23 protein-coding genes are annotated in these 21,538 nt (G+C 62.5%); 15 read left to right on the top strand and 8 right to left on the bottom strand.

Annotation, left to right across the window (positions count from 1 at the left end; translation table 11 throughout):
• Nucleotides 1–37: 37 nt before the first annotated feature.
• Together ctaD and coxB are read right to left on the bottom strand one after the other, a co-directional pair.
• On the bottom strand, nucleotides 38–1,732 hold the full coding sequence (ctaD, locus tag FHX11_RS07350; RefSeq protein ID WP_184356556.1) for a cytochrome c oxidase subunit I: 1,695 nt from the start codon (nucleotides 1,730–1,732) through the stop codon (nucleotides 38–40).
• A gap of 15 nt (nucleotides 1,733–1,747) precedes the next feature.
• Nucleotides 1,748–2,638, bottom strand: coding sequence for a cytochrome c oxidase subunit II (coxB, locus tag FHX11_RS07345; RefSeq protein ID WP_184356554.1), 891 nt, complete (start codon nucleotides 2,636–2,638; stop codon nucleotides 1,748–1,750).
• Between the two features lie 441 nt (nucleotides 2,639–3,079).
• Between coxB and FHX11_RS07340 the strand changes: the two genes are divergently transcribed.
• The gene (locus tag FHX11_RS07340; RefSeq protein WP_184356552.1) at nucleotides 3,080–3,691 is read left to right on the top strand and encodes an invasion associated locus B family protein; all 612 of its coding nucleotides are present in this window, start codon (nucleotides 3,080–3,082) and stop codon (nucleotides 3,689–3,691) included.
• Between the two features lie 66 nt (nucleotides 3,692–3,757).
• A complete protein-coding gene (gene tldD, locus FHX11_RS07335; RefSeq protein WP_184356550.1) occupies nucleotides 3,758–5,173 on the top strand; it encodes a metalloprotease TldD in 1,416 nt (471 codons plus the stop codon).
• Between the two features lie 81 nt (nucleotides 5,174–5,254).
• Here tldD and FHX11_RS07330 read toward each other — a convergent pair whose 3' ends face one another.
• Complete coding sequence (locus FHX11_RS07330) at nucleotides 5,255–5,563, bottom strand: pyrophosphatase (protein ID WP_184356548.1); 309 nt, start codon at nucleotides 5,561–5,563, stop codon at nucleotides 5,255–5,257.
• Between the two features lie 229 nt (nucleotides 5,564–5,792).
• A complete protein-coding gene (locus tag FHX11_RS07325) occupies nucleotides 5,793–7,082 on the bottom strand; it encodes a D-alanyl-D-alanine carboxypeptidase family protein (protein ID WP_184356546.1) in 1,290 nt (429 codons plus the stop codon).
• A gap of 225 nt (nucleotides 7,083–7,307) precedes the next feature.
• Here FHX11_RS07325 and FHX11_RS07320 point away from each other — a divergent pair, with 225 nt between their 5' ends.
• Nucleotides 7,308–8,360 (top strand): polysaccharide deacetylase family protein, encoded by a 1,053-nt coding sequence (locus tag FHX11_RS07320; protein WP_184356543.1) that lies wholly within the window; start codon nucleotides 7,308–7,310, stop codon nucleotides 8,358–8,360.
• A gap of 12 nt (nucleotides 8,361–8,372) precedes the next feature.
• On the opposite strand, the gene pdxH is transcribed toward FHX11_RS07320, so the two are convergent.
• On the bottom strand, nucleotides 8,373–8,993 hold the full coding sequence (gene pdxH, locus FHX11_RS07315) for a pyridoxamine 5'-phosphate oxidase (protein WP_184356541.1): 621 nt from the start codon (nucleotides 8,991–8,993) through the stop codon (nucleotides 8,373–8,375).
• A 64-nt stretch (nucleotides 8,994–9,057) separates the two neighbouring features.
• On the opposite strand from pdxH, the gene FHX11_RS07310 reads away from it, so the two are divergent.
• The 4 genes from FHX11_RS07310 to FHX11_RS07295 all read left to right on the top strand — a co-directional run bounded on the left by FHX11_RS07310 (nucleotide 9,058) and on the right by FHX11_RS07295 (nucleotide 12,498).
• Entirely contained in the window at nucleotides 9,058–9,516 is a 459-nt protein-coding gene (locus FHX11_RS07310; RefSeq protein ID WP_184356539.1) for an RT0821/Lpp0805 family surface protein, read from the top strand.
• 295 nt (nucleotides 9,517–9,811) lie between these two features.
• Nucleotides 9,812–10,942 (top strand): DnaJ C-terminal domain-containing protein, encoded by a 1,131-nt coding sequence (locus tag FHX11_RS07305; RefSeq protein WP_184356537.1) that lies wholly within the window; start codon nucleotides 9,812–9,814, stop codon nucleotides 10,940–10,942.
• A gap of 121 nt (nucleotides 10,943–11,063) precedes the next feature.
• Nucleotides 11,064–11,882: an enoyl-ACP reductase FabI gene (gene fabI / locus FHX11_RS07300; RefSeq protein WP_184356535.1), complete on the top strand. Its 819-nt coding sequence runs from the start codon at nucleotides 11,064–11,066 to the stop codon at nucleotides 11,880–11,882.
• 19 nt (nucleotides 11,883–11,901) lie between these two features.
• Entirely contained in the window at nucleotides 11,902–12,498 is a 597-nt protein-coding gene (locus FHX11_RS07295) for a histidine phosphatase family protein (protein ID WP_184356533.1), read from the top strand.
• A gap of 25 nt (nucleotides 12,499–12,523) precedes the next feature.
• Here the strand turns inward: FHX11_RS07295 and FHX11_RS07290 are convergent, their stop codons facing one another.
• On the bottom strand, nucleotides 12,524–12,784 hold the full coding sequence (locus tag FHX11_RS07290; protein ID WP_184356531.1) for a DUF1344 domain-containing protein: 261 nt from the start codon (nucleotides 12,782–12,784) through the stop codon (nucleotides 12,524–12,526).
• 307 nt (nucleotides 12,785–13,091) lie between these two features.
• Between FHX11_RS07290 and aroC the strand changes: the two genes are divergently transcribed.
• Both aroC and ribB read left to right on the top strand, forming a co-directional pair.
• On the top strand, nucleotides 13,092–14,189 hold the full coding sequence (gene aroC / locus FHX11_RS07285; protein ID WP_184356529.1) for a chorismate synthase: 1,098 nt from the start codon (nucleotides 13,092–13,094) through the stop codon (nucleotides 14,187–14,189).
• 10 nt (nucleotides 14,190–14,199) lie between these two features.
• On the top strand, nucleotides 14,200–15,303 hold the full coding sequence (gene ribB / locus FHX11_RS07280) for a 3,4-dihydroxy-2-butanone-4-phosphate synthase (protein ID WP_184356527.1): 1,104 nt from the start codon (nucleotides 14,200–14,202) through the stop codon (nucleotides 15,301–15,303).
• 234 nt (nucleotides 15,304–15,537) lie between these two features.
• Here ribB and FHX11_RS07275 read toward each other — a convergent pair whose 3' ends face one another.
• Nucleotides 15,538–16,728 (bottom strand): winged helix-turn-helix domain-containing protein, encoded by a 1,191-nt coding sequence (locus FHX11_RS07275; RefSeq protein WP_184356525.1) that lies wholly within the window; start codon nucleotides 16,726–16,728, stop codon nucleotides 15,538–15,540.
• A 108-nt stretch (nucleotides 16,729–16,836) separates the two neighbouring features.
• Between FHX11_RS07275 and FHX11_RS07270 the strand changes: the two genes are divergently transcribed.
• The 3 genes from FHX11_RS07270 to FHX11_RS07260 are packed head-to-tail and all read left to right on the top strand — an operon-like array spanning nucleotide 16,837 to nucleotide 18,709.
• Entirely contained in the window at nucleotides 16,837–17,514 is a 678-nt protein-coding gene (locus FHX11_RS07270; protein ID WP_184356523.1) for an ABC transporter ATP-binding protein, read from the top strand.
• Nucleotides 17,514–18,116, top strand: a complete 603-nt coding sequence (locus tag FHX11_RS07265) for an energy-coupling factor transporter transmembrane component T (protein WP_184356521.1) — start codon at nucleotides 17,514–17,516, stop codon at nucleotides 18,114–18,116. The genes FHX11_RS07270 and FHX11_RS07265 overlap by 1 nt, the downstream gene beginning before the upstream one ends.
• A 29-nt stretch (nucleotides 18,117–18,145) precedes the next feature.
• Nucleotides 18,146–18,709: a biotin transporter BioY gene (locus FHX11_RS07260; protein WP_184356519.1), complete on the top strand. Its 564-nt coding sequence runs from the start codon at nucleotides 18,146–18,148 to the stop codon at nucleotides 18,707–18,709.
• Nucleotides 18,710–18,712: 3 nt separating this feature from the next.
• Here the strand turns inward: FHX11_RS07260 and FHX11_RS07255 are convergent, their stop codons facing one another.
• The gene (locus FHX11_RS07255) at nucleotides 18,713–19,117 is read right to left on the bottom strand and encodes a thioesterase family protein (RefSeq protein ID WP_184356517.1); all 405 of its coding nucleotides are present in this window, start codon (nucleotides 19,115–19,117) and stop codon (nucleotides 18,713–18,715) included.
• Nucleotides 19,118–19,283: 166 nt separating this feature from the next.
• Between FHX11_RS07255 and FHX11_RS07250 the strand changes: the two genes are divergently transcribed.
• From FHX11_RS07250 to FHX11_RS07240, 3 genes are all read left to right on the top strand, one after another.
• Nucleotides 19,284–20,225: a histone deacetylase family protein gene (locus FHX11_RS07250; RefSeq protein WP_184356515.1), complete on the top strand. Its 942-nt coding sequence runs from the start codon at nucleotides 19,284–19,286 to the stop codon at nucleotides 20,223–20,225.
• Nucleotides 20,226–20,227: 2 nt separating this feature from the next.
• On the top strand, nucleotides 20,228–20,479 hold the full coding sequence (locus FHX11_RS07245) for an exodeoxyribonuclease VII small subunit (protein ID WP_184356514.1): 252 nt from the start codon (nucleotides 20,228–20,230) through the stop codon (nucleotides 20,477–20,479).
• Nucleotides 20,480–20,553: 74 nt separating this feature from the next.
• A complete protein-coding gene (locus FHX11_RS07240) occupies nucleotides 20,554–21,477 on the top strand; it encodes a pirin family protein (RefSeq protein WP_184356512.1) in 924 nt (307 codons plus the stop codon).
• Nucleotides 21,478–21,538 lie beyond the last annotated feature (61 nt).

Genomic DNA, 21,538 nt, shown 5'->3' with positions numbered 1-21,538 from the left:
GGCCCGGACGCCGCCGACGGCGGCGTCCGGACACGGATTATTTGATGCGCGGCAGCTCTTCCCACTGATGGAAGGGCGGCGGCGACGAGAGCTGCCACTCCAGCGTGGTTGCCCCCTCGCCCCAGGGATTGTTGCCCGCAACACGCTTCTTGGCGAAAGCGTCATAAACGCCATAGAGGAAGATGACCACACCCACGGCTGCGACATAGGACCCCAGGGAGGACACGTAGTTCCAGCCGGCGAAGGCATCCGGATAATCGATGTAGCGGCGCGGCATGCCGGCACGACCGAGGAAGTGCTGCGGGAAGAACACCATGTTGACGCCGATGAAGGTGACCCAGAAGTGCAGGTTGCCGATCCGCTCGCTATACATATAGCCGGTCATCTTCGGGAACCAGTAGTACCAGGCGGCGAAGATGGCGAAGACGGCGCCAAGCGACAGCACGTAGTGGAAGTGCGCCACGACGTAATAGGTATCGTGCCATACGCGGTCGAGACCGGCATTGGCGAGCTGGACGCCGGTAACGCCGCCGACCGTGAACAGGAAGATGAAGCCGATCGCCCAGATCATCGGCGTGCGGAACTCGATCGAGCCGCCCCACATCGTTGCAATCCAGGAGAAGATCTTCACACCCGTCGGAACGGCGATGACCATGGTGGCGAAGACGAAGTAGCGCTGGGTGTCGAGCGACAGGCCGACCGTATACATGTGGTGAGCCCAGACGACGAAGCCAACGGCACCGATCGCGACCATGGCGTAGGCCATGCCGAGATAGCCGAAGACCGGCTTGCGCGAGAAGGTCGAGATGATGTGGCTGACCATGCCGAAGCCGGGCAGGATCAGGATATAGACTTCCGGATGGCCGAAGAACCAGAACAGGTGCTGGTAGAGGATCGGATCGCCGCCGCCTTCGGGCGCGAAGAAGGTCGTGCCGAAATTGCGGTCGGTCAGCACCATGGTGATGGCGCCCGCCAGAACCGGCAGCGACAGCAGCAGCAGGAAGGCGGTGATCAGCACCGACCAGGCAAAGAGCGGCATCTTGTGCAGCGTCATGCCCGGAGCGCGCATGTTGAGGATCGTGGTGATGAAGTTGATCGCGCCGAGGATCGAGGATGCGCCGGCGATATGCAGCGCGAAGATCACCAGATCGACCGCCGGTCCCGGATGCCCGCCTATGCCCGACAAGGGCGGGTACATGGTCCAGCCGCCGCCCGCGCCATAGGCGCCAGCCGGGCCTTCCACGAACATCGACAGGATGAGCAGCAGGAAGGCCGGAACGATCAGCCAGAAGGAGATGTTGTTCAGGCGCGGAAACGCCATGTCCGGCGCGCCGATCATGATCGGCACCATCCAGTTGGCAAAGCCGCCGATCATCGCCGGCATGACCATGAAGAAGATCATGATCAGCGCGTGGGCGGTGACGAAGACGTTATACATCTGCTTGCCGCCATCGATGGAGGCATCGCCGGAATAGCCGTAGACCATGGACGCCAGACCGCTGAAGATCTGGATGCCCGGCTCCTGCAATTCCATGCGGATGGCGATCGACAGCAGGAAGCCGATGAGGCCCGCAAAGATCGCGAAGATGAGATAGAGCGTGCCGATGTCCTTGTGGTTCGTCGAAAAGAGCCAGCGGTCGGCGAAACTGGGCTTATGCGCATGGTGATCGTCATGCGCATGAGTGTCATGGTGATCGTGCGAGTGATCGTCGTGTGCCGTGGATCCAGCCATTGTCCCTAATCCCTCTTACTTCGCGACGTTTTCAGCGACATTGACGGTAGCCGGCAGATCGACGGCGGCCATCAGGGCCTTGTTCGCCTTGGTCAGATCACCGGCGGCGGTGGTCAGCCACTGCTGGTATTGATCCTGGGAGACGATGCGGATGGCGATCGGCATGAACGCGTGGTCCTTGCCGCAGAGCTCGGAACACTGGCCGTAGAACAGGCCCTCATGGTCGGCCTTGAACCAGGTTTCGTTCAGGCGGCCCGGAACGGCGTCGATCTTGAGGCCGAAGGAAGGCATCGCGAAGGAATGGATGACGTCCGTCGGCGCGGCGGTGACGAGAACGCGCACCACCTTGTTGACGGGCAGCACCAATTCGTTGTCGACGGCGAGAAGCCGCGGATATTTCGACTTGTCTTCCTTGCCGGCGGCGCCACGATCCGGATCCTTCAGCATGAAGGAGTCGAATGCCAGGGGCGTTGCGCCGCTGTTTTCGTACTCGTAATTCCATTGCCACTGCGTCGCCGTCGCCTTGACGGTCACGTCGGGGTTCTGCGGGAATGTGAGCTGTTTGGTCAAAAGATCGAAGGACGGAACGGCCAGGAACAGGAGAATGAGCACCGGCCCCACGGTCCAGATGACTTCGATCAGCGTGTTATGGCTCGTCTTGGAGGGCACCGGGTTCTTCGACGCCCGGAACTTGACCACGACAACGATCAGGAGGGCCAGCACCAGAAGCGTGATCGGAATGATAAACCAAAGCGTGTAGGCTTCGAACCAGCGGATTTCATGCATGTTGCCGGTTGCCGCCTCCTGCAGACCGGTTTCCCATGGTTTCGGCTGATCGGCAAAGGCGCCGGTCGCAAAAAGCAGACAGACGATAGCCGTCAGAGCCGCGTAAGCTCTTTTAATCACGATGTCTCTCCCTCCAGCGTTTGATCCAGATCAATCTCAAACGCAGTATCCCTACAGTCCATTGCGCTTCAAACCACAGTTTGCAGCACTCCGCAACAACTCAAGCCATTTGTCCGTGCGGCATTTTTGCGCGAACGCCGACACATAAGCCTTCAAATCGGTAGTGATTTAAAGAAAGGAATTATGTGCTTACTCAAAAACTCTATTGCATCCCCCGCGCATCCCTTGCTATGCGCGGCGAAACGGCCTCCCGCCCGCCGAAACATGGCAAGCATTTCATCATCATACGAAAAATTGCATGGCGGTCCATCGCTTCGCAGGGGCAAAATGGGATAGAGGTCGTATTTCCGCCGCAGTCGGTTGGAATTCAGCGGGCGGGGCTTTTCATTTGCCGGCATGGGCTTCAACAATAGCGGCACTGATTCGAATCTAGAGGTTTCCATGGGTTTTCGTTCCCTCGCCCGGCTTTGGCTTGTCACCGCCAGCATCGCTGCCGCGGTCGCCGGGCCCGTTTCGGCGCAGCAGGCACAGCAAACACAGCCGGCGCCGCAGGCCCAGCAGTTGCAACCCCAGCAGCAGCCGACACATACGCAGCAGGTGCCGACCAGCCAGGTTCCGCAACCGCCGGGCACTGTGCGTTCGAGCCACGGCGCCTGGTCCGTGGTCTGCGACAAGCCGGCCGGCGCCGCCACCGAGCAATGCGCGCTGATGCAGAACGTCATCGCCGAGGACCGGCCGGAAGTCGGCCTCTCCGTGGTCGTGCTGAAGACCGCCGACCGCAAGTCGAAGATTCTGCGCGTGCTCGCACCGCTCGGCGTGCTGCTGCCGAACGGCCTCGGCCTCAATATCGACGGCAAGGATATCGGCCGCGCCTATTTCGTGCGCTGCTTCTCCGATGGCTGCTATGCCGAAGTGGTGCTTGAGGACGAGCTCCTGAAGACGCTGCGCAGCGGCGCCACCGCGACCTTCATCGTCTTCCAGTCGCCGGAAGAAGGCATCGGCATTCCGGTCGACCTCAAGGGCTTTGCCGAAGGCTACGACGCGCTTCCGTAATTGATCGGCAGGGCTTGCTCTCGCCTCGCTCGAAGCCTACATCGGCTCTGAACGGAGCACCTGACCATGAATACCGATCTCCTTACCCTGTTCGACGCCGACGAAACCAAACTGCGCGCCATCGTCGCCGACGCGCTTGCGGGCGCCGACGACGGCGAGCTTTTCCTCGAGCACGTCCAGGCGGAATCGCTGTCCTTCGACAATGGACGCATGAAGGGCGGCAGCTTCAATACCGAGCAGGGCTTCGGCCTGCGCGCCGTGGCCGGCGAATCGGTCGGCTATGCGCATGCGGGCGATCTTTCGGAAGCGGCGCTGAAGCGCGCCGCCGATGCGGTGCGCGCCGTCACCTCGGGCTATGCCGGCTCCTATGCCGCGGCACCCCAGCGCACCAACAAGGTGCTCTATAGCGACGAGAACCCGATCGGCAGCCCGAGCTTCGAGGACAAGGCGAAGCTGCTGCAGGAGATCGACAGCTATCTGCGCGACAAGGACGGCAAGGTGCGTCAGGTCACGGCCTCCGTCGCCGCAAGCTGGCAGGTGGTCGACATTCTTCGCGCCGACGGCCATCGCGTCCGTGACGTCAGGCCGATGACGCGCATCAACATCTCCGTCATGGTCGGCGACGGCGACCGGCAGGAATCGGGCTCCTTCGGCACCGGCGGCCGGGTCGGCTTCGGCGATTTCATCACGCAGGAAAACTGGCAGCGCGGTGCCGACGAGGCCTTGCGCCAGGCGCTGGTCAATCTCGAGGCGATCGATGCTCCCGCCGGCACGATGGACGTGGTTCTGGGCGCGGGCTGGCCAGGGGTCATGCTGCACGAGGCCGTGGGCCACGGGCTGGAAGGCGACTTCAACCGCAAGAAGACCTCGGCCTTTGCCGGGCTGCTGGGCCAGATGGTCGCCGCACCCGGCGTCACCGTCGTCGATGACGGCACGATCGAGAACCGTCGCGGCTCGATCACGGTCGACGACGAAGGCACGCCTTCGGCCTACAATGTCCTGATCGAGGACGGCCGGCTGGTCGGCTATATGCAGGACCGGCAGAATGCCCGGCTGATGGGCATGAAGGCGACCGGCAACGGCCGCCGCCAGGGCTATGCCCATACACCGATGCCGCGCATGACCAACACCTACATGCTTGGCGGCGACAAGACCCCGGAAGAGATCATCGCCTCGGTGAAGAAGGGCATCTATGCCGTCTCCTTCGGCGGCGGCCAGGTGGACATCACTTCGGGCAAGTTCGTCTTCGGCTGCACCGAGGCCTATCTGATCGAGAACGGCAAGATCGGCGCGCCAATCAAGGGCGCGATGCTGATCGGCAACGGCCCGGAGGCGATGAAGCGCGTTTCGATGATCGGCAACGACATGAAGCTCGACACCGGCATCGGCAATTGCGGCAAGGCCGGCCAATGGGTCCCGGTCGGCGTCGGCCAGCCGCATCTGAGGATGGATCAGGTGACGGTCGGCGGGACGAAGGCTTAGAGCCATTCCAGGACAAGTGCGCGGCGGTTTTCCGTCAGGAATTGCATAAAACAAATAGTTAGCGGGTCTCCCTCTCCCGGCTCAGCTCTCCTGCGGCCGGAAGCGCCATTTGCGCTCCACGGCGGCGGCGAGATCGACACCGTTGCGATGCGCAAAGAGCAGGACGTGGCCGAGAAGATCGGCGGTCTCGTCCGCCAGTGCGGTCGCCAGCTCCGCGTCCGTCATGCCCTTGCGCCGGCCACGGCCGGTGGTCCTGTTCCATATCTGGGTGAGCTCCCCCATCTCCTCCTGCAGCTTGAGCACAAACCAGTCGTCGTCACGCTCGACGCTGTTGGCGGCAGCATAGGTGGCGGACGCGTTTTCGAATTGCTGGATCAGATCGGAGAGCATCGGCATTGTTCCCGTTACGTTCCTATGGAAAATGAGCGATTCCCGAGAGAAAGTCGAGGCAGCAAAGAGCGGCATTCGATAATCGTCGGCGGCCGTCAACACTCGTCGTCGGTGTTCGCCTCACAAGCGCGCACGAGGCCGCGAAACGAGCACCGACAAAAGCAAACGGGCACGGAGATCATCCCGTGCCCGTTTCCAAATCTAATGGTGCGCTGCGCTGGAAAGCCGCTCAGCCCTTGCTCGGCAGCAACATGCAGTCGAAATCGTTGCGCTTCAGCGCTGCACAGGCGGAATTCGCGTCGTCACGGCTACCGAAGCCGACGAAGCGGGCGCGATAGACGGTGTTGCTGCCCGTGCCGACGGCTTCCGTATAGGGGGAGGCATTGGCCAGCGCATTGCCGGCCTTGGACTGGGCGGCCGAAAGCAGGTCCTTGGCGGCCTGCGCCGTCGGGGTCGCGGCGATCTGCACCTGCCAGCGGCCGGTCGCCGGCTTGCCGGCATTGAGGATCTCATCCATCGCCACCGGGCGATCCATCGGCACGGTAACGTTGGGGACCGCGGCATAGGCCAGCGGCGCGGACACCGGAGCGGTTTCGATGCGCTTGCGTGTCGTCGCCGTGGTCTGGGTGTCGACGTCGACAGCGACATTGTCGGCGGCGGATGCGAGTTCTACCTGCTTGGTCTTGGCACTGCCGACGCTTGCGATAAGGCGCGACGACGAGCTGGAAGTGGCCTTCGGCATGTTGCGATCGAGCAGCGATGCCATCAGCGCATCGCGGCCGCGAGCGGTCGCACCGCCCATGACGACGCCAATGACGCGCCGGTTGCCCTGACGCACGGCGCTGACGAGATTGAAGCCGGAGGCATTGGTGTAGCCGGTCTTGATGCCGTCCATGCCTTCATAGCGGTACATCAGATTATTGTGGCCGCGAATGCGGCTGCCGCGATAGCTGAAGTCCGTCTGCGAGAACAGCCGGTATTCCATCGGATAGTTGTTGATGAGCGCCACGGCCAGCGTTGACATGTCGCGCGCGGTCGTGACCTGCTGCATGTTCGGGAGGCCGGAAGCATTCATGAAGACGGTGCGGCGCATGCCGATCTCGCGCGCCTTCTGCGTCATCATGCGGGCGAAATTGCTTTCGTTGCCGCCGAGCGCCTCCGCCATCGCGGCGGCGGCGTCGTTGGCGGACTTGATGATCATGCCGTCGACGGCTTCGCGCACGGTGACGGTGCCGCCGGCCTTCAGGCCAAGTTTCGTCGGGGGTTTGGTCGCGGCGTTGCGCGACACGGCAATCTTGCTGTTCCAGCCGAGCTTGCCGCGATGGATCGCCTCGAAGGTCATGTACAGCGTCATCATCTTGGTAAGCGAGGCGGGATGATTGAGATCATCGGCATTGCTCGAAGCCAGCACCGCGCCGCTTTTCGCATCCATGATGAAATAAGCGCTGCCGGCGAAGCTCGCCACCGGTGCGCCCAACAGCACGACGGCCGCGGAAAGGGCCATCAAAATTTTTCTCATATTCGTCCCCAAACGAAACAAACGCCAATTAACCGCAGCAACCCGTTGTGCGCCTTGCCACAAAAGCCGGATATTTGTGCGATAATGAGGCAACACCCTCTATAGATTTCCAATTTTGCCTTTGCTGGTAAAATAACGGTTAACATATTGAAAATATGGCAAGGATTCAGCAAGACTTAACGCCATGCGGGTTAGAGCTGGGGCAGTGTTCAACCGGTCATTCCCATGGAACAAGGCATCAAGGATCGCCTCAAACGCGCCATGATTGCAGGCGGACTTGAAGTCGCCGCAATTCTGAAGGGATTCGGGTTGATGCGTGAGGTTGCCGGGCTCGGCGCCATCTTCACGCTGCACCATGTCCGCCCTCCCCTTCCCAGCCGCTTCGCGCCGAATGCTCACCTGGAAATCTCGCCGGAATTCCTCGACCGCACCCTCGCTCGCCTGAAACGCGACGATTACGATTTCGTGGCCCTCGACACTTTGCCGGAGCGAATCGCAAGCGGCGGCAGCAAACCGCTCTTCGCCGCCTTCACCCTGGACGACGGCAATCGCGACAATTTCCAGCACGCGCTGCCGGTCTTTGCCCGCCACGGCGCGCCTTTCACCGTTTTCGTCACCCAGGGCCTGTCGGAACGGACGCATAGCATATGGTGGGAGACAGTGGCCGAGCTGCTCGGCAGGCTCAATCGCCTGAGCTTCGATTTCGGCACCGGCGCGGAGCATTTCGATCTTCGGAAAACGGGCCAGCGACACGCGGCTTTCGCCCGGTTCGCCGCCTATGTCCATGGCCGCGACGAGGCCGAAGCCGTCGGCCGGATCGACGAACTGGCGCGTAAGAATGGCCTGGAACCGCTCGATCTGGTGCGGGCCGCCATCATGGACCGGCAGGAACTACGGGAGCTGGCCGCGCATCCGCTTGCTTCGCTCGGTGCCCATACGGTCAGCCACCGCGCGCTCGCCCGGCTGCCGGAGGCGGAAGCGACGGCGGAAATGGCGCTATCGGCGGATTATGTCGCCGACATCACCGGCGTGCGGCCAAGCGCCATCGCCTATCCCTATGGCACGGCCGACGCCGTTTCCCGCCGTGAGGCCCGGCTTGCCGCCGAGCTCGGCTTTTCTATCGGCGTGACGACCCGGCCCGGCACGATCGCCGCGACGGGCGGCGATCCCTTCACACTCCTGCCGCGGCTTTCGCTGAACGGCCATTATCAAAAGGCGCGCTATGCCTTAGCGCTCGCCTCCGGCATTCCCATGCGCCTCAACCCCTTCTCTCTATAAAAGAAGAGGCGGTCACGGATACATGCGCACCTTCTCCCAGGCGCCCTCGGGCGTCTTGCGGCGAAACTCGATGCGATCATGCAGCCGGAACTGGCGATCGTGCCAGAATTCGATCGACAGCGGCCGAATACGGAAACCGGACCAATGGGGCGGGCGCGGAATGTCGCCTATGGCGTAGCGCGCGGTATATTCGGCCACCGCCTTCTCCAGCGCGAAACGGCCCTCGAGCGGGCGCGACTGCTTCGACGCCCAGGCACCGATGCGGCTGCCGCGCGGTCTCGTCTTGAAATATTCGTCGGCTTCCGCGTCGCTCACCACCTCAACCAGGCCGCGCAGCCGCACCTGGCGGCGCAGCGACTTCCAGTGGAAACACATGGCGGCTTTCTTCTGGGAAAGAATTTCTTGGCCTTTCTGGCTCTCGAAATTTGTATAGAATACGAATCCCTGACTATCGAAACCCTTCAGAAGGACCATGCGGACATTTGGCAGCCCATCTTCATCAACCGTTGCCAAGGCAACCGCATTCGGGTCATTCGGTTCAGAGGCTTCCGCGTCGCGCAGCCAGGCGGCGAAAAGCGCGAAGGGCTCATTCCGTTCGGTGAAGTCACCGCTTGTTAACTCGTTTTCCGACATATTAGCTAAAATGCTCCGCAATTCCTAAAAATCGCCAGTCCCTGACGCTGGCCAAGATACTCGGGTGGAAGTCATAGCAAAGTCGACGGTTCATACAAAGCGCAAGCTTGTAAAAGGCGCGGCGATGGCGGTTGCCATTCTCTCCCTTTTCTCCCTTGGCGGCTGCGTCGGCGGCGGCATGGACATTCTGAGTTCAGCGAAAGTGGACCGAAGCGTTTCCACCGGCACGGTGCCGACGGCCCCCGTGACCGCGGACAGCGTTTCCGACGAGACCACTGTGCGCAACGCCGTGACCTCGGCGGACCTCCACAAGCTCGGCAGCCAACCCGTGCCCTGGGCCAACGCCTCGACGGGCAGCGCCGGTATCATCGACACGATCGTCGAGAACAACGCGTCCGGCCAGATCTGCCGGCAATTCCGCACCACCCGGCATTCCTATGAGGGGATAGCCAATTTCTTCGGCAAGACCTGCCTCATCGGCCAGGGCGAGTGGCAATTGCTGAGTTTCCAGCAAGCCGGCTGATCGCCTCGCACTCCTTCATCCCCCGCCGTAAGCATCCTCGGAATCAAGGAATGCTCATGCATGAGCATTCTCAGGGACGCACGATCGCGAAGCTTAGCAATCGGCTAACCATCACGCCAAATCGGATGGATGGAAGCAGTCCGGCGTAACAACTGATTAGCAACTCCCCCGCAGGATCGCAGTACATGCACGCCACTCCTTGGTTTCGGGGAACGAAGGAGGAAGGCGACATGGCCTATTTCTTTTCGGGCGCTCCAACGAGGCGGACGCGTCCTTCAAATCGGTGATTGAGACGATGCGCGATCCGTACAAGGTGCTTGGCGTAAAAAGGGATGCGGGGACAGACGAGATCAAGGCGGCCTGGCGCAACCTGGCCAAGGCCGTCCATCCCGACCACAATAGCGGCGATCCCTCGGCGACGGAACGCTTCGCCGAAGTCGGCCGCGCATACGAAACATTGAAAGATCCGCAGAAGCGCAGCCGCTACGATCAGGTGGCGCGCATGGCCGAGGCGCAGACCATCATGCAGCAGCGCCAGGCGGCGCGTGAAGCCGCCGAGCGTGCCAAGGCCGCTCGCGCGAATGCCGAAAAGATCATGGAAGAGCTCGCCCGCGCCAATGCCCAGAAGGCCGCGGCCGCCAATCCGCAGCAGGCCGCCGGCGCCGGCGAAACGCCGGAAGAGGTGATCGAGCGCATCTTCGGCGTCAAAAATGCCCGGCCCGGCCAGACCGCGGCCGATGCCGCAACGGCCGCCGCCGACAAGCAGCAAACCTCAAGCGCCGCCGCCGCGGACGACACCTTTGCCGAGGAAGAGCAGCTCGCCACGGGCACCGGCTCGACCACCTCACGCTCTCCGTTCGGCATATTCGGCTCGCTGGTGCGCCGCATCACCGGTGCCGCCCAGGACAAGCCATCGGAGAAAACCCCGGAAATCGCCGCCGAGGCAACCATCACCCTCGACGATATGCTGAAGGGACGCTGGATCAGCGTTCCTCTCTCCGACGGGCGGGAAACCCGCTTCCAGGCGACGACGGATATCGGCAACGGCCAGGTGCTGCATCTCAAGGGCCAGGGGCTGAAACTGCCGGGCATGCTGCGCGGCGACGTGGCGATCACGGTTCATTTGTCGACCGACAGCCGTTTCAGTCTCGATGGCTTCGACGTGCGCACGACGCTTCCAGTCACCATCGAAAATGCCGTGCTCGGCTATCAGGCGCAGGTGGAGGGATTGAACGGCCCGGTCCAGCTGACGGTGCCGGCTTGGTCAGGCTCGGATCAGGTCATCCGAATCCCCGGAGAGGGTCTGCCGGACGGACAAGGTGGAAAAGGCGATCTCCTGGTGGAGCTGCGCCTGATGCTGTGGGAAAAACCGGATGATAAGGTCACCGATTTGATGCGCAGCATGCGGGAAGGTCTTTTTCTGTGAAATTTCAGTGACAAGCGCACCCTTTGTTACGATCCCTAACAGTTGATGATCTTTCCAATGCTTGAACAGGGGATCGGCCTATGCCATAGGCAGGTTCATCGAAAGTTCAAGGGAGCATAATATGGCTCAAGCCACTGGCCTCATGGCAGGCAAGCGCGGCGTCATCCTCGGCGTTGCAAACAACCGTTCCATAGCGTGGGGCATTGCCAAGGCCTGTTCGGACGCCGGTGCCGAAATCGCATTGACATGGCAGGGCGACGCTTTGAAGAAGCGTGTCGAACCGCTTGCCCAGGAGCTCGGCGCCTTCATGGCCGGCCATTGCGACGTCACCGAACCCGCGACCATCGACGCCGTCATCGACACGCTCGAAGCCAAGTGGGGCAAGATCGACTTCGTCGTGCACGCCATCGCCTTCTCCGACAAGGACGAGCTGACCGGCCGCTACGTCGATACCAGCCGCGATAACTTCGCCAAGACGATGGACATCTCGGTCTATTCCTTCACCGCCGTCGCCCAGCGCGCCGAGCGAATCATGAATGACGGCGGCTCGCTGATCACCCTCACCTATTACGGTGCGGAAAAGGTCATGCCGCATTACAACGTCATGGGCGTCGCCAAGGCCGCTCTCGAAGCCAGCGTGCGTTACCTCGCCGTCGACCTCGGCGGCCGCGGCATTCGCGTCAACGCGATCTCGGCAGGCCCGATCAAGACGCTCGCCGCCTCCGGCATCGGCGATTTCCGCTATATCCTCAAGTGGAACGAATACAACGCGCCGCTGAAGCGTGGCGTCACGATCGACGAGGTCGGCAATTCCGCGCTTTACCTGCTCTCCGATCTCTCCACCGCCGTCACCGGCGAAGTGCATCACGTCGATTCCGGTTACCACACCGTCGGCATGAAGGCCGTGGATGCGCCCGACATGTCGGTCCTCAAGGACTGAGCAACAGGAAGTCTGAACCGTGCCGCCCATCATCTATGTGATACGCCACGGTCAGACGGACTGGAATGCCGAACGCCGGCTGCAGGGACAGAAGGATATTGATCTGAACGCCATCGGCCGCGCGCAAGCGCGGCAGAACGGCGTCGATCTCGCCGAAATCCTCGCCTTCGAGAACCAGCCCTTCGATTTCGTCGCAAGTCCGCTCAGGCGCACGCGCGAGACCATGGAGATTGCGCGCGAGGCCATGGGCCTGCCGCCGAAGGACTACCGTACCGACGAACGGCTGGTCGAAGTCTCCTTTGGTGCCTGGGAAGGCTTCACGCTCAAGGAATTGAAAGCGACCGAGAGCGAACGCCTCGCCGAGCGCAAGGCCGCCAAATGGGATTTCATTCCGCCCGGCGAGGATGCGGAAAGCTATGAAATCCTCTCCTGGCGCGTTGGCTCCTGGCTGACATCGGTCGACCGTCCGACAGTTTGCGTCACCCATGGCGGCGTCATCCGCTCGCTATTCCGGCTGATCGGGGATATTTCGAAGGAAGACGCGTCCGAGGCGGAGATACCGCAGGACCGCATTCTGAAGATCGATCCCGAACTCAAGATCATCGGCTGGATGTAAAAGCCGCCAGCCCGTCTCCCGGCGTCTACTGAACGATGTCGAGATCGTTGATGACGCGCTTGCCGTCGACTTCGGTATAGAAGACCACGACCTTGACGCCCGCCTTCAGCCCGGTGAAATCGAAATCCTGTGGCGCCTGGTAGCTCTTGCCGTCATCCAGCGTGATGCTGGAGTTCTTTGCATCGACCTTCTGGATCGTCGCCTCGACATCGGCGCTTTCGGCAAAGCCGGCGACCGGGGCAAGAAGGCTTGCCGTAGCCAGGAGCGTCGCAACAAAAAAGCGCATCGGAGTATCCTCTATCTGATCTCGAAGCATGAGCTTGATGCGGAGAGATAACACGTTGAATATGGCGGAAGTTGCCCGCAACAATGGCGCGAGCCGCCCAATTCATAAATGTATTTTCACAATCCACAGCGTGGATTAATCTTCGTTTACCATACCGGAGGCCCGGCAAGCTTCCACTTGGTTCGCGCCGGGGGCCGTTTCGCGGAAAGAAGGATTTGCGTCGGCGGCTTTTTGGCCTATGAGTGTGCCGCAATTCCAAGAGACAAGACGCGGCCCGACGCCGGGCCGCCGCAATCCGGTTGTTTCCATGTCGCATAATACATTCGGTCATCTCTTCCGCGTCACCACCTGGGGCGAAAGCCACGGGCCGGCGCTCGGCTGCGTCGTCGACGGCTGCCCGCCCGGCCTGCGCTTCAAGCTCGAAGACATCCAGTCCTGGCTCGACAAGCGCAAGCCCGGCCAGTCGCGCTTCGTCACGCAGCGGCGCGAGGACGATCTGGTCAAGGTGCTCTCCGGCGTGATGCTGGACGAGGACGGCGAGACGATGATCTCGACCGGCACGCCGATCTCGATGCTGATCGAGAATACCGACCAGCGCTCCAAGGATTATGGCGAGATCGCGCGCCGTTATCGTCCGGGCCATGCCGACTATACCTATGACGTCAAATACGGCATCCGCGACTATCGCGGCGGCGGCCGTTCCTCGGCCCGCGAGACGGCAGCGCGCGTCGCCGCCGGCGGTATCGCCCGCCTCGTCGTGCCCGGCGTGACCGTGCGCGGCGCGCTCGTCCAGATCGGCAAGCACAAGATCAACCGCGCCAACTGGGACTGGGCGCAGGTCGACCAGAATCCGTTCTTCGCTCCCGATCCGGCGATCGTCCCCGTCTGGGAAGAGTATCTCGACGGCATCCGCAAGGCCGGTTCCTCGGTCGGCGCGGTGGTCGAAGTCGTAGCCGAAGGCGTACCCGCCGGCCTCGGCGCGCCGATCTACGCCAAGCTCGATCAGGACATCGCCTCGCTGCTGATGTCGATCAATGCCGTCAAGGGCGTCGAGATCGGGGAAGGCTTCGCATCCGCCGAACTCACAGGCGAGGAGAATGCCGACGAGATGCGCATGGGCAATGACGGCAACCGGATTTTCCTGTCCAATCATGCCGGCGGCATCCTGGGCGGCATTTCCACGGGCGAACCCATCATCGCCCGCTTCGCCATCAAGCCGACCTCCTCGATCCTGACCGAACGCCAATCGATCGACGCCGACGGCAAGAATGTCGATGTGCGCACCAAGGGCCGGCACGACCCCTGCGTCGGCATCCGCGCCGTGCCGATCGGCGAGGCCATGGTTGCCTGCGCCATTGCCGACCATTATCTGAGAGATCGCGGCCAGACGGGCCGGCAGAGATAGGAATTTCGAGATGCCTTACGACCAGAAGCGCGTAGTCGATGCCATCCGGGCTTTCGAAGCCGGCGAGATCGTCGTCGTCATGGACGACAACGACCGCGAAAACGAGGGCGACCTGATCGTCGCTGCCGTTCATTGCACGCCCGAGAAGATGGCTTTCATCGTCCGCCATACGTCGGGCATCGTCTGTGCGCCGATGCCGCGCGAGGAGGCCAAGCGGCTGAACCTCAACGCCATGGTGGCGGAAAATGATTCGGCGCACACGACGGCCTTCACCGTCTCGGTCGATTTCAAGCACGGCACGACAACGGGCATTTCCGCCGACGACCGCACGCTGACGGTGCGCAATCTCGCCAATCCGAATGTCGGCCCGACCGATTTCGTCCGCCCCGGCCATATCTTCCCGCTGGTCGCGCGCGAAGGCGGCGTGCTGATGCGCTCGGGCCATACGGAAGCCGCCGTCGATCTCTGCAAGCTCGCCGGCCTGCCGCTGATCGGCGTCATCAGCGAACTGGTCAATGACGACGGTACGGTGACGCGCGGCCCGCAAGTGGTCGAGTTCGCCGAGCAGCATGGTTTGAAGCTCGTCTCCGTCGCCGATCTCATCGCCTATCGCCAGCGCAAGGAGACGCTGATCGAACTCGGCACGAGCTTCGATATCGATACGCCGTTCGGCAAGGCGCGCGCCCATAGCTACTCGCTGCCCTGGGACCCGATGCAGCACCTTGCCGTCGTCTTCGGCGATATCCGCGATGGCATCGACATTCCGGTGCGCCTGCATCCGGAAAATGTCGCCGAGGACCTGTTCGGCAAACGCCGCCCGGTCGATTTCTACATGAAGAAGATTGCCGAGGAAGGACGCGGCATCATCGTCTACCTGCGCGAAGGCTCCGTCGGCGTCGGCCATTTCGACAATGGCCGCAAAGCGCGCCAGGCCGAACGCGAAAGCCATGCCGAGGCGCAGGCCCGCGACAGCGAATGGCTGGAAATCGGTCTCGGTGCCCAGATCCTCAAGGATCTCGGCGTCAGCTCGATCAAGCTGCTTACCAGCCGCGAACGCCACTATGTCGGCCTGGAAGGCTTCGGCATCAAGATCGCCGCGACGGAGATTTGTTGAAATCTGCCTTCTCTCCTCGGGGGTCCGAAGGACGGGTCGAGACCGGTGGCTCGACCCCGGTTGGTGGCCTGCCCTTGGACAAGCTCAGGGGGTGGTCATGTATCGGAAGATTTGCCTTTCGCTAACCGCTCAAGGCCCGCTCCGCTAACGCTCTGCGGCCCCCTCATCCGGCCTCTCGCGATTTCGTTTCACTCAATCGCTCGCGTCCATCTTCTCTCCGCCGGAGAGAAGGTATTAATTCCGCCACCCCTCGAGAAACACCACCTTCTCGACCCCGGCAAAACGCGCCACGCGCTCCAGCTCCGCCTCCAGCTTCTCCAGCCGGCCGGCGGATGGCTTGACGCCCGGCTCCAGCCACAGGCGCTTGACGTCAAGCGTGCCTGCCTTGCGGTCGGCCTTCATGTCGATCCGTCCGATCAGACGGTCTCCTTCCAAGAGCGGGAAAACGTAATAGCCGTATTCTCGCTTCGGCTCGGGCACGAAAATCTCGATGCGGTAGAAGAAGCCGAAGAGGCGTTCGGTGCGGTTGCGGTCGCGCAGCGTGGGATCGAAGGGGCTGAGGACGCGGATGCGCGCCGGTGCTTCCGCGTGGTCGTCCAGCGTCTCGTGGAAATCGAGGAAGGCAAAGGACGGGCGCGGCTTGCCGTCGGCAGCGGGCTCGATTAGTACGTCGGTCAATTCGTCGCGATGCGTCTCGACCCAGCTCTTGGCCTCCTGCGGCGTCACCAGATCCCAGAAGGCGGCGATTTCGCCCGAGGTGGCGAAGCCGAGACGCTGCAGCGCGCTGCGGCAGGCCCAATCGACGAATTCGTCATGTTCTACTTCCGGCTCATGGAAATGGCTCGGCAGGACGCGCTCGACGAGATCATAGACCTTCTGGAAATTGGTGCGACCGGCAATGGCGAATTTGCCGGTGCGCCAGAAATATTCGAGCGCCGTCTTGTTCGGATGCCAGTTCCACCAGCCGCCGGAGACGTGATCCTCCGCCTTGACCTCGCGAGCGGTGATGGCACCGTTCTTCAGCACGCGCTCGTAGGTCTCGTCGAAGGCCGCCTCGAACCCCTCCCCGCGCCATTTGCGCCAGCGTGCGATGATCGCCTCGTCCTCGCGGCGGAAGCGATGCTTCCAATAGACGAAGAAGGCGCTCGGCAGGATAGAGGCGTCATGCGTCCAGTTCTCGAACAGCGCGCCGTCCTTTTCGAGCAACTCGGTCAGATGCTCGCGCCGATAGGTCTGGTTGCGCGAAAACAGGATCTGGTGATGGGCGCGCTCGACGGTGGAAATACTGTCCACCTGCACGAAGCCGATATCGTGGATGAGCTGCAGCAACCCCGCCTTGGTCAGGGCGCGGTTCGGCGGATTGGCGAGTCCCTGCTTGGCAAGGAAAACGCGGCGGGCATCCCGATTCGACAGCAGATTCGTCATTCCCGGATCATAGGCATAAATTCCCATGCTTTCCAACCGGTGCCGATTTGATAATTCGCGGCAATCGGCTATAGGACCGCGATAGCATCACGCAACAGGGCGAGCCGCTTGGATATCCGCTTCGACAATGCCGGCGTCGATTTCGGCGCACGCACCGCGCTTTTCCCGCTCAGCCTGACGCTCGGCGAACGGCGCATCGGCGTGATCGGGCTCAATGGCTCCGGCAAGACGACATTCGCGCGGCTGATTAACGGTCTGGCCAAGCCGACCACCGGCCGCGTCACCGTCGAGGGGCTGGATACGGTCGAAGATGCCAAGTCGGTGCTCGGCAAGGTCGGCTACATCTTCCAGTCGCCGCAGAACCAGATCATCCTGCCCATCGTCCGCGACGACATCGCCTTCGGTCTCAAGGCGCGCGGGCACGGCAAGGCCGAAATCGATCAGGCGGTGGATGCCATCCTTGGCCGCTTCGGCGTGCCTCATCTGGCGGCGCGGCGGGCGCACGAGCTTTCGGGCGGGGAATTGCAGCTGGCCGCTCTCTGCTCCGTGCTGGTCACCGGGCCGGAGCTGCTCATCCTCGACGAGCCGACCAACCAGCTCGACCTCAAGAACCGGGCACTGGTGCAGAAAACCATCGCAGGCCTGCCGGAAAACGTCATCGTCATCAGCCACGACCTGCCGCTGATCGAGGATTTCGACCGCGTGCTGCTGTTTCATCAGGGCCGGCTTGCCGCCGATGCGCCGCCGGCCGAAGCCATCGCCCGATACAGGGAGCTTGCCGCCTGATGCAGACGCTGCATGTCGATGCCGACACCTGGATGCATCGGCTGACGCCGCGGCTGAAGCTCGGCGCGCTGGCAGTCCTCGGCATCGTCCTGTTCCTGATCGATTCGATCCCGCTGCTCGCCGTCGCCGTCGGCGTCGGCGCCCTTCTGTATTTCCGCTGCGGCATGCCGGCAGGCGAAGCGCTGCGGCGGCTGCGGCCGATGCTGTTTTCCATGGCCGTCGTGGCGCTGTTCAGCCTGATCTTCAATCCATTCCACGCCGCCGTCGCCGCCATTCTGCGGCTCGTCGCCCTGGTGCTTTTCGCCGGAGCGGTCACGGCAACCACCTCGATGGCCGCCTTCATCGACGAGATCACCGCGCTTGCCACGCCGCTGGAGCGAATGGGGCTCTTGAAGGCCGCCGATATCGGCCTGGCCGTCGGCCTCGTCGTGCGCTTCGTACCCGAGATCATCGACCGCTACCGCGCCATCCGCGAGGCGCACGAGGCACGCGGCATCAAGATCCGCATCGCCACGACGCTGGTGCCGCTGATCATCCTGACATTGCGCGATGCCGACAATATCGCCGCTGCGATTGACGCGAGGGGCATTCGGCGGCATTGAACAAGAACCGTTTCTCAAGGGAACCTGCCATGACGACCCGCGACCTCGTCCTTTCCGCGCTTTTTGCCGCCATCATCGTGGCGCTCGGCCTGCTGCCGCCGATCTCCATCGGCATCATTTCCGTGCCGATCACGGCGCAATCGCTCGGCGTGATGCTCGCCGGTGTCGTGCTCGGCGCCAAACGCGGCGCCGTCGCCGTCCTGATCCTCATCGTGCTGATCGCGATCGGCCTGCCGGTCCTGGCCGGTGGCCATGGCGGGCTTTCGGTCTTCGCCGGTCCGACGGCCGGCTTCATCATCGGCTGGATCTTTGCCGCCTACGTCACCGGCTATCTCTCCGAACTTCTGGTGAAGCCGGAGCAGACGGCGATCAATCAGGCCATCGGTTTCTTCATCGCATCCGTCGCCGGCGGCGTCGTGGTGCTCTATGCCTTCGGCATCGCCTGGCTGGCGATCGTCGTCGGCATCGGCTTCAGCAAGGCGTTCATCGGCTCGCTGTCCTTCATCCCCGGCGATCTCGTCAAGGCGGTCGTCGCCGCCCTCGTCGGCCGCGCCGTCATGGCCGGTTATCCGCTGCTGCCGCAGCGCAACTGAGGCTCAAACGAGATATTTGTAGAGCCAGTCGCGGGTATCGTCGGGCAATGCTACCGGCTCGTGCTCCTCGCCGCGCACGGCCAGCCAGAGTATCTCGACTTCGGCCGCCAGCTCCTCCTCGGTCTCGACGGTGACGGCGAAGCCGACGGATTTGCCGCCGATCTTGTTGACGCTGACCGAAAAGCGGGCGAGATCGTCGTAACGCAGGGCCCGGTGCAAGGCGCAGGATGCCTTGGTGGCGAGATAGGCCGGCTCGTCCTTCACCAGCGGCCGGGTGCGCCAGAAATTCGACAGCGCCGTTTCCGCCTGCGCGATATAGGCGGCGATGAACATCTGCCCGTGCCTGTCGACATCGCGAGGCGGCACCCGTATCTCGATGACATCGGATCGCTCTACAGTCGTCGTCATGATGTAAAACCTCGGCCAGCGCCGCCAGCGCCCATGAAAGCTTAGCACCGCGCCCCAGGAAGTAAACGGGCGCGTGTCCTCGCCTGGTTACGATGATTTGTTGACATTGTGGTGATAGCGCCCATGTGCTGTAACTGGCGTCATATCTCCTCTATAGATGGGTCGCATGAGCACACGTCTTTACGAACACCCGATCTTTCTCGAGCACATCGTCCCGCCGGGCCATCCGGAGCGGCCGGACCGGCTGCGGTCGCTGAACATCGCCCTGGAACACCCGAACTTCGAGCGGCTGGATAGGCGCAAGGCGCCGGCCGCCCATGAGGACACCGTCCTGCTCGCCCATCCCGAAGAGCATCTGGATTTCGTCCTGCGCTCGATGCCGGACCGCGGCGATGATGGCGAGATCAACCAGCTGGAAGCCGATACCTATGCCAGCCCCAAGACGTTGCAGGCGATCCTGCACGGTGTCGGCGCCGCGACGGCGGCGGTGGACGACGTCTTTTCGGGGGCCGCCGACAATGTCTTCGTCGCGGCCCGCCCGCCCGGCCACCATGCCGAGAAGAGCAAGGCCATGGGCTTCTGCTTCTTCAACAATGCGGCGATTGCCGCCCGTCATGCGCAGAAGGCCCATGGGGCGGAGCGGGTCGCCATCGTCGATTGGGACGTGCATCACGGCAACGGCACGCAGGATATCTTCTGGGACGATCCATCCGTGCTCTTCTGTTCCACCCACCAGATGCCGCTCTATCCGGGCACCGGCAAGAAGGACGAGCGCGGCACGCACAACACCATCGTCAACGCGCCGCTTTCGCCCAACACCGGCGGCGATCATTTCCGCGAAGCGTTCAAATCGCGCGTGCTGCCCGCCCTTCATGATTTCCGTCCCGACCTCATCATCATCTCGGCCGGCTTCGATGCCCATCATCGCGATCCGCTGGCGCAACTGAACCTCACCGGCGAGGATTTCGACTGGGCGACCGGGCGGATTCTGGAGGCGGCCGACCGCAGCGCCAAGAACCGGGTCGTCAGCCTGCTCGAAGGCGGCTATGATCTGGAAGGGCTCGCCGAATCGGCGGGCATGCATATTCTGCGCATGATGAAGGGTTGACGATGAGCGAAAGCGCCAAATTGGATGTGTCCGGCTATTCCTTTGAAAAGGCCGTGGCGGAGCTTGAAAGCATCGTGGCGCGGCTGGAACGCGGCGACGTGGCGCTGGACGAATCCATCGCCATCTATGAGCGCGGCGAAGCGCTGAAGAAGCATTGCGAGACACTGCTGTCGGCGGCGGAAAACCGGATCGAGAAGATCAGGCTCGACCGCGCCGGTAAGCCGCAGGGCACCGAGCCGCTGGACGGGCAGTAAGAGGGTAGACGGGAAAATTTGAGTTTCCCAAGCTTTCCCGGTAGGTTGCGCTTCAACCGAATGGAGTGCTCGTCATGTCCTTCTTCCCCGGAAAAGACCCGCAGCCCGGCGATATCTTCGCCTGCGATGCCATCGAGCATCTGATCATTCCGCGCACCACCGATCTCGGCGGCTTTTCCGTGCGCCGCGCGCTTCCGAGCAGCCGGCGGCGGCTGGTGGGGCCGTTCATCTTTTTCGACCGCATGGGGCCGGCGGTGCTGCGCCCCGGCGAGGCGCTGGACGTGCGTCCGCATCCGCATATCGGGCTTTCCACCGTCACCTATCTCTTCGACGGCGAAATCCGCCACATGGACAGCCTCGGCACCGAGAAGGTCATCCGTCCCGGCGACATCAACCTGATGACGGCCGGGCGCGGCATCGTCCATTCCGAGCGCACGCCGGACAATCTGCGCGGCCACCCGCTCGCCATGTCCGGCCTGCAGACCTGGCTGGCACTTCCGGACGACAAGGAGGAGATCGATCCGGCCTTTGCGCATACCGAAAAGAGCGACCTGCCGCTGATCAACGACGGCGGCGCGACGGGGCGTGTGGTGATCGGCAGCTTCGAGGGCGTAACTTCGCCCGTGAAGGTCTTTTCCGACACGCTTTATGTCGATCTTCAGCTTCGGCCCGGCGCGAAGTTTCCTTTTGGGGCAGCGCATGAGGAGCGCGCGGTCTATATTCTCTCCGGTTCGCTCATCGTCGCCGGAGACCGTTTCGAGCAGGATCAACTCCTGATCTTCCGCCCCGGCGATGCCTTAACGCTGGAAGCGGCCGAAAAAGACTGTCATCTGATGCTTTTTGGTGGTGCGGCACTGAATTCGAAGCGCTATATCTGGTGGAATTTCGTGTCGTCTTCGAAGGAGCGCATCGAAAAGGCCAAGGAAGAATGGCGCACCGGCCGTTTCGACATCGTGCCGGGGGACGAGGAAGAGTTCATTCCCTTGCCGGAGAGCTAACGCGTTCATAACAGTGCCACATGTTTCTTGTTCGGGCACTCCTTGAATTCGTCGGCTTTTG

It is taken from the genome of Rhizobium sp. BK602 (genome assembly GCF_014195095.1).
Classification (GTDB): Bacteria; Pseudomonadota; Alphaproteobacteria; order Rhizobiales; family Rhizobiaceae; genus Rhizobium.
This window is presented reverse-complemented; position numbering and strand designations above follow the sequence as displayed.

Bases quoted from the DNA above. Each gene is read 5' to 3' on its own strand.
- ctaD (WP_184356556.1), bottom strand. From the start codon at position 1,732: ATGGCTGGATCCACGGCACACGACGATCACTCGCACGATCACCATGAC.
- FHX11_RS07340 (WP_184356552.1), top strand. From the start codon at position 3,080: ATGGGTTTTCGTTCCCTCGCCCGGCTTTGGCTTGTCACCGCCAGCATC.
- tldD (WP_184356550.1), top strand. From the start codon at position 3,758: ATGAATACCGATCTCCTTACCCTGTTCGACGCCGACGAAACCAAACTG.
- FHX11_RS07330 (WP_184356548.1), bottom strand. From the start codon at position 5,563: ATGCTCTCCGATCTGATCCAGCAATTCGAAAACGCGTCCGCCACCTAT.
- FHX11_RS07325 (WP_184356546.1), bottom strand. From the start codon at position 7,082: ATGAGAAAAATTTTGATGGCCCTTTCCGCGGCCGTCGTGCTGTTGGGC.
- FHX11_RS07320 (WP_184356543.1), top strand. From the start codon at position 7,308: ATGGAACAAGGCATCAAGGATCGCCTCAAACGCGCCATGATTGCAGGC.
- pdxH (WP_184356541.1), bottom strand. From the start codon at position 8,993: ATGTCGGAAAACGAGTTAACAAGCGGTGACTTCACCGAACGGAATGAG.
- FHX11_RS07305 (WP_184356537.1), top strand. From the start codon at position 9,812: ATGCGCGATCCGTACAAGGTGCTTGGCGTAAAAAGGGATGCGGGGACA.
- fabI (WP_184356535.1), top strand. From the start codon at position 11,064: ATGGCTCAAGCCACTGGCCTCATGGCAGGCAAGCGCGGCGTCATCCTC.
- FHX11_RS07290 (WP_184356531.1), bottom strand. From the start codon at position 12,784: ATGCGCTTTTTTGTTGCGACGCTCCTGGCTACGGCAAGCCTTCTTGCC.
- aroC (WP_184356529.1), top strand. From the start codon at position 13,092: ATGTCGCATAATACATTCGGTCATCTCTTCCGCGTCACCACCTGGGGC.
- ribB (WP_184356527.1), top strand. From the start codon at position 14,200: ATGCCTTACGACCAGAAGCGCGTAGTCGATGCCATCCGGGCTTTCGAA.
- FHX11_RS07275 (WP_184356525.1), bottom strand. From the start codon at position 16,728: ATGACGAATCTGCTGTCGAATCGGGATGCCCGCCGCGTTTTCCTTGCC.
- FHX11_RS07265 (WP_184356521.1), top strand. From the start codon at position 17,514: ATGCAGACGCTGCATGTCGATGCCGACACCTGGATGCATCGGCTGACG.
- FHX11_RS07260 (WP_184356519.1), top strand. From the start codon at position 18,146: ATGACGACCCGCGACCTCGTCCTTTCCGCGCTTTTTGCCGCCATCATC.
- FHX11_RS07255 (WP_184356517.1), bottom strand. From the start codon at position 19,117: ATGACGACGACTGTAGAGCGATCCGATGTCATCGAGATACGGGTGCCG.
- FHX11_RS07250 (WP_184356515.1), top strand. From the start codon at position 19,284: ATGAGCACACGTCTTTACGAACACCCGATCTTTCTCGAGCACATCGTC.
- FHX11_RS07245 (WP_184356514.1), top strand. From the start codon at position 20,228: ATGAGCGAAAGCGCCAAATTGGATGTGTCCGGCTATTCCTTTGAAAAG.
- FHX11_RS07240 (WP_184356512.1), top strand. From the start codon at position 20,554: ATGTCCTTCTTCCCCGGAAAAGACCCGCAGCCCGGCGATATCTTCGCC.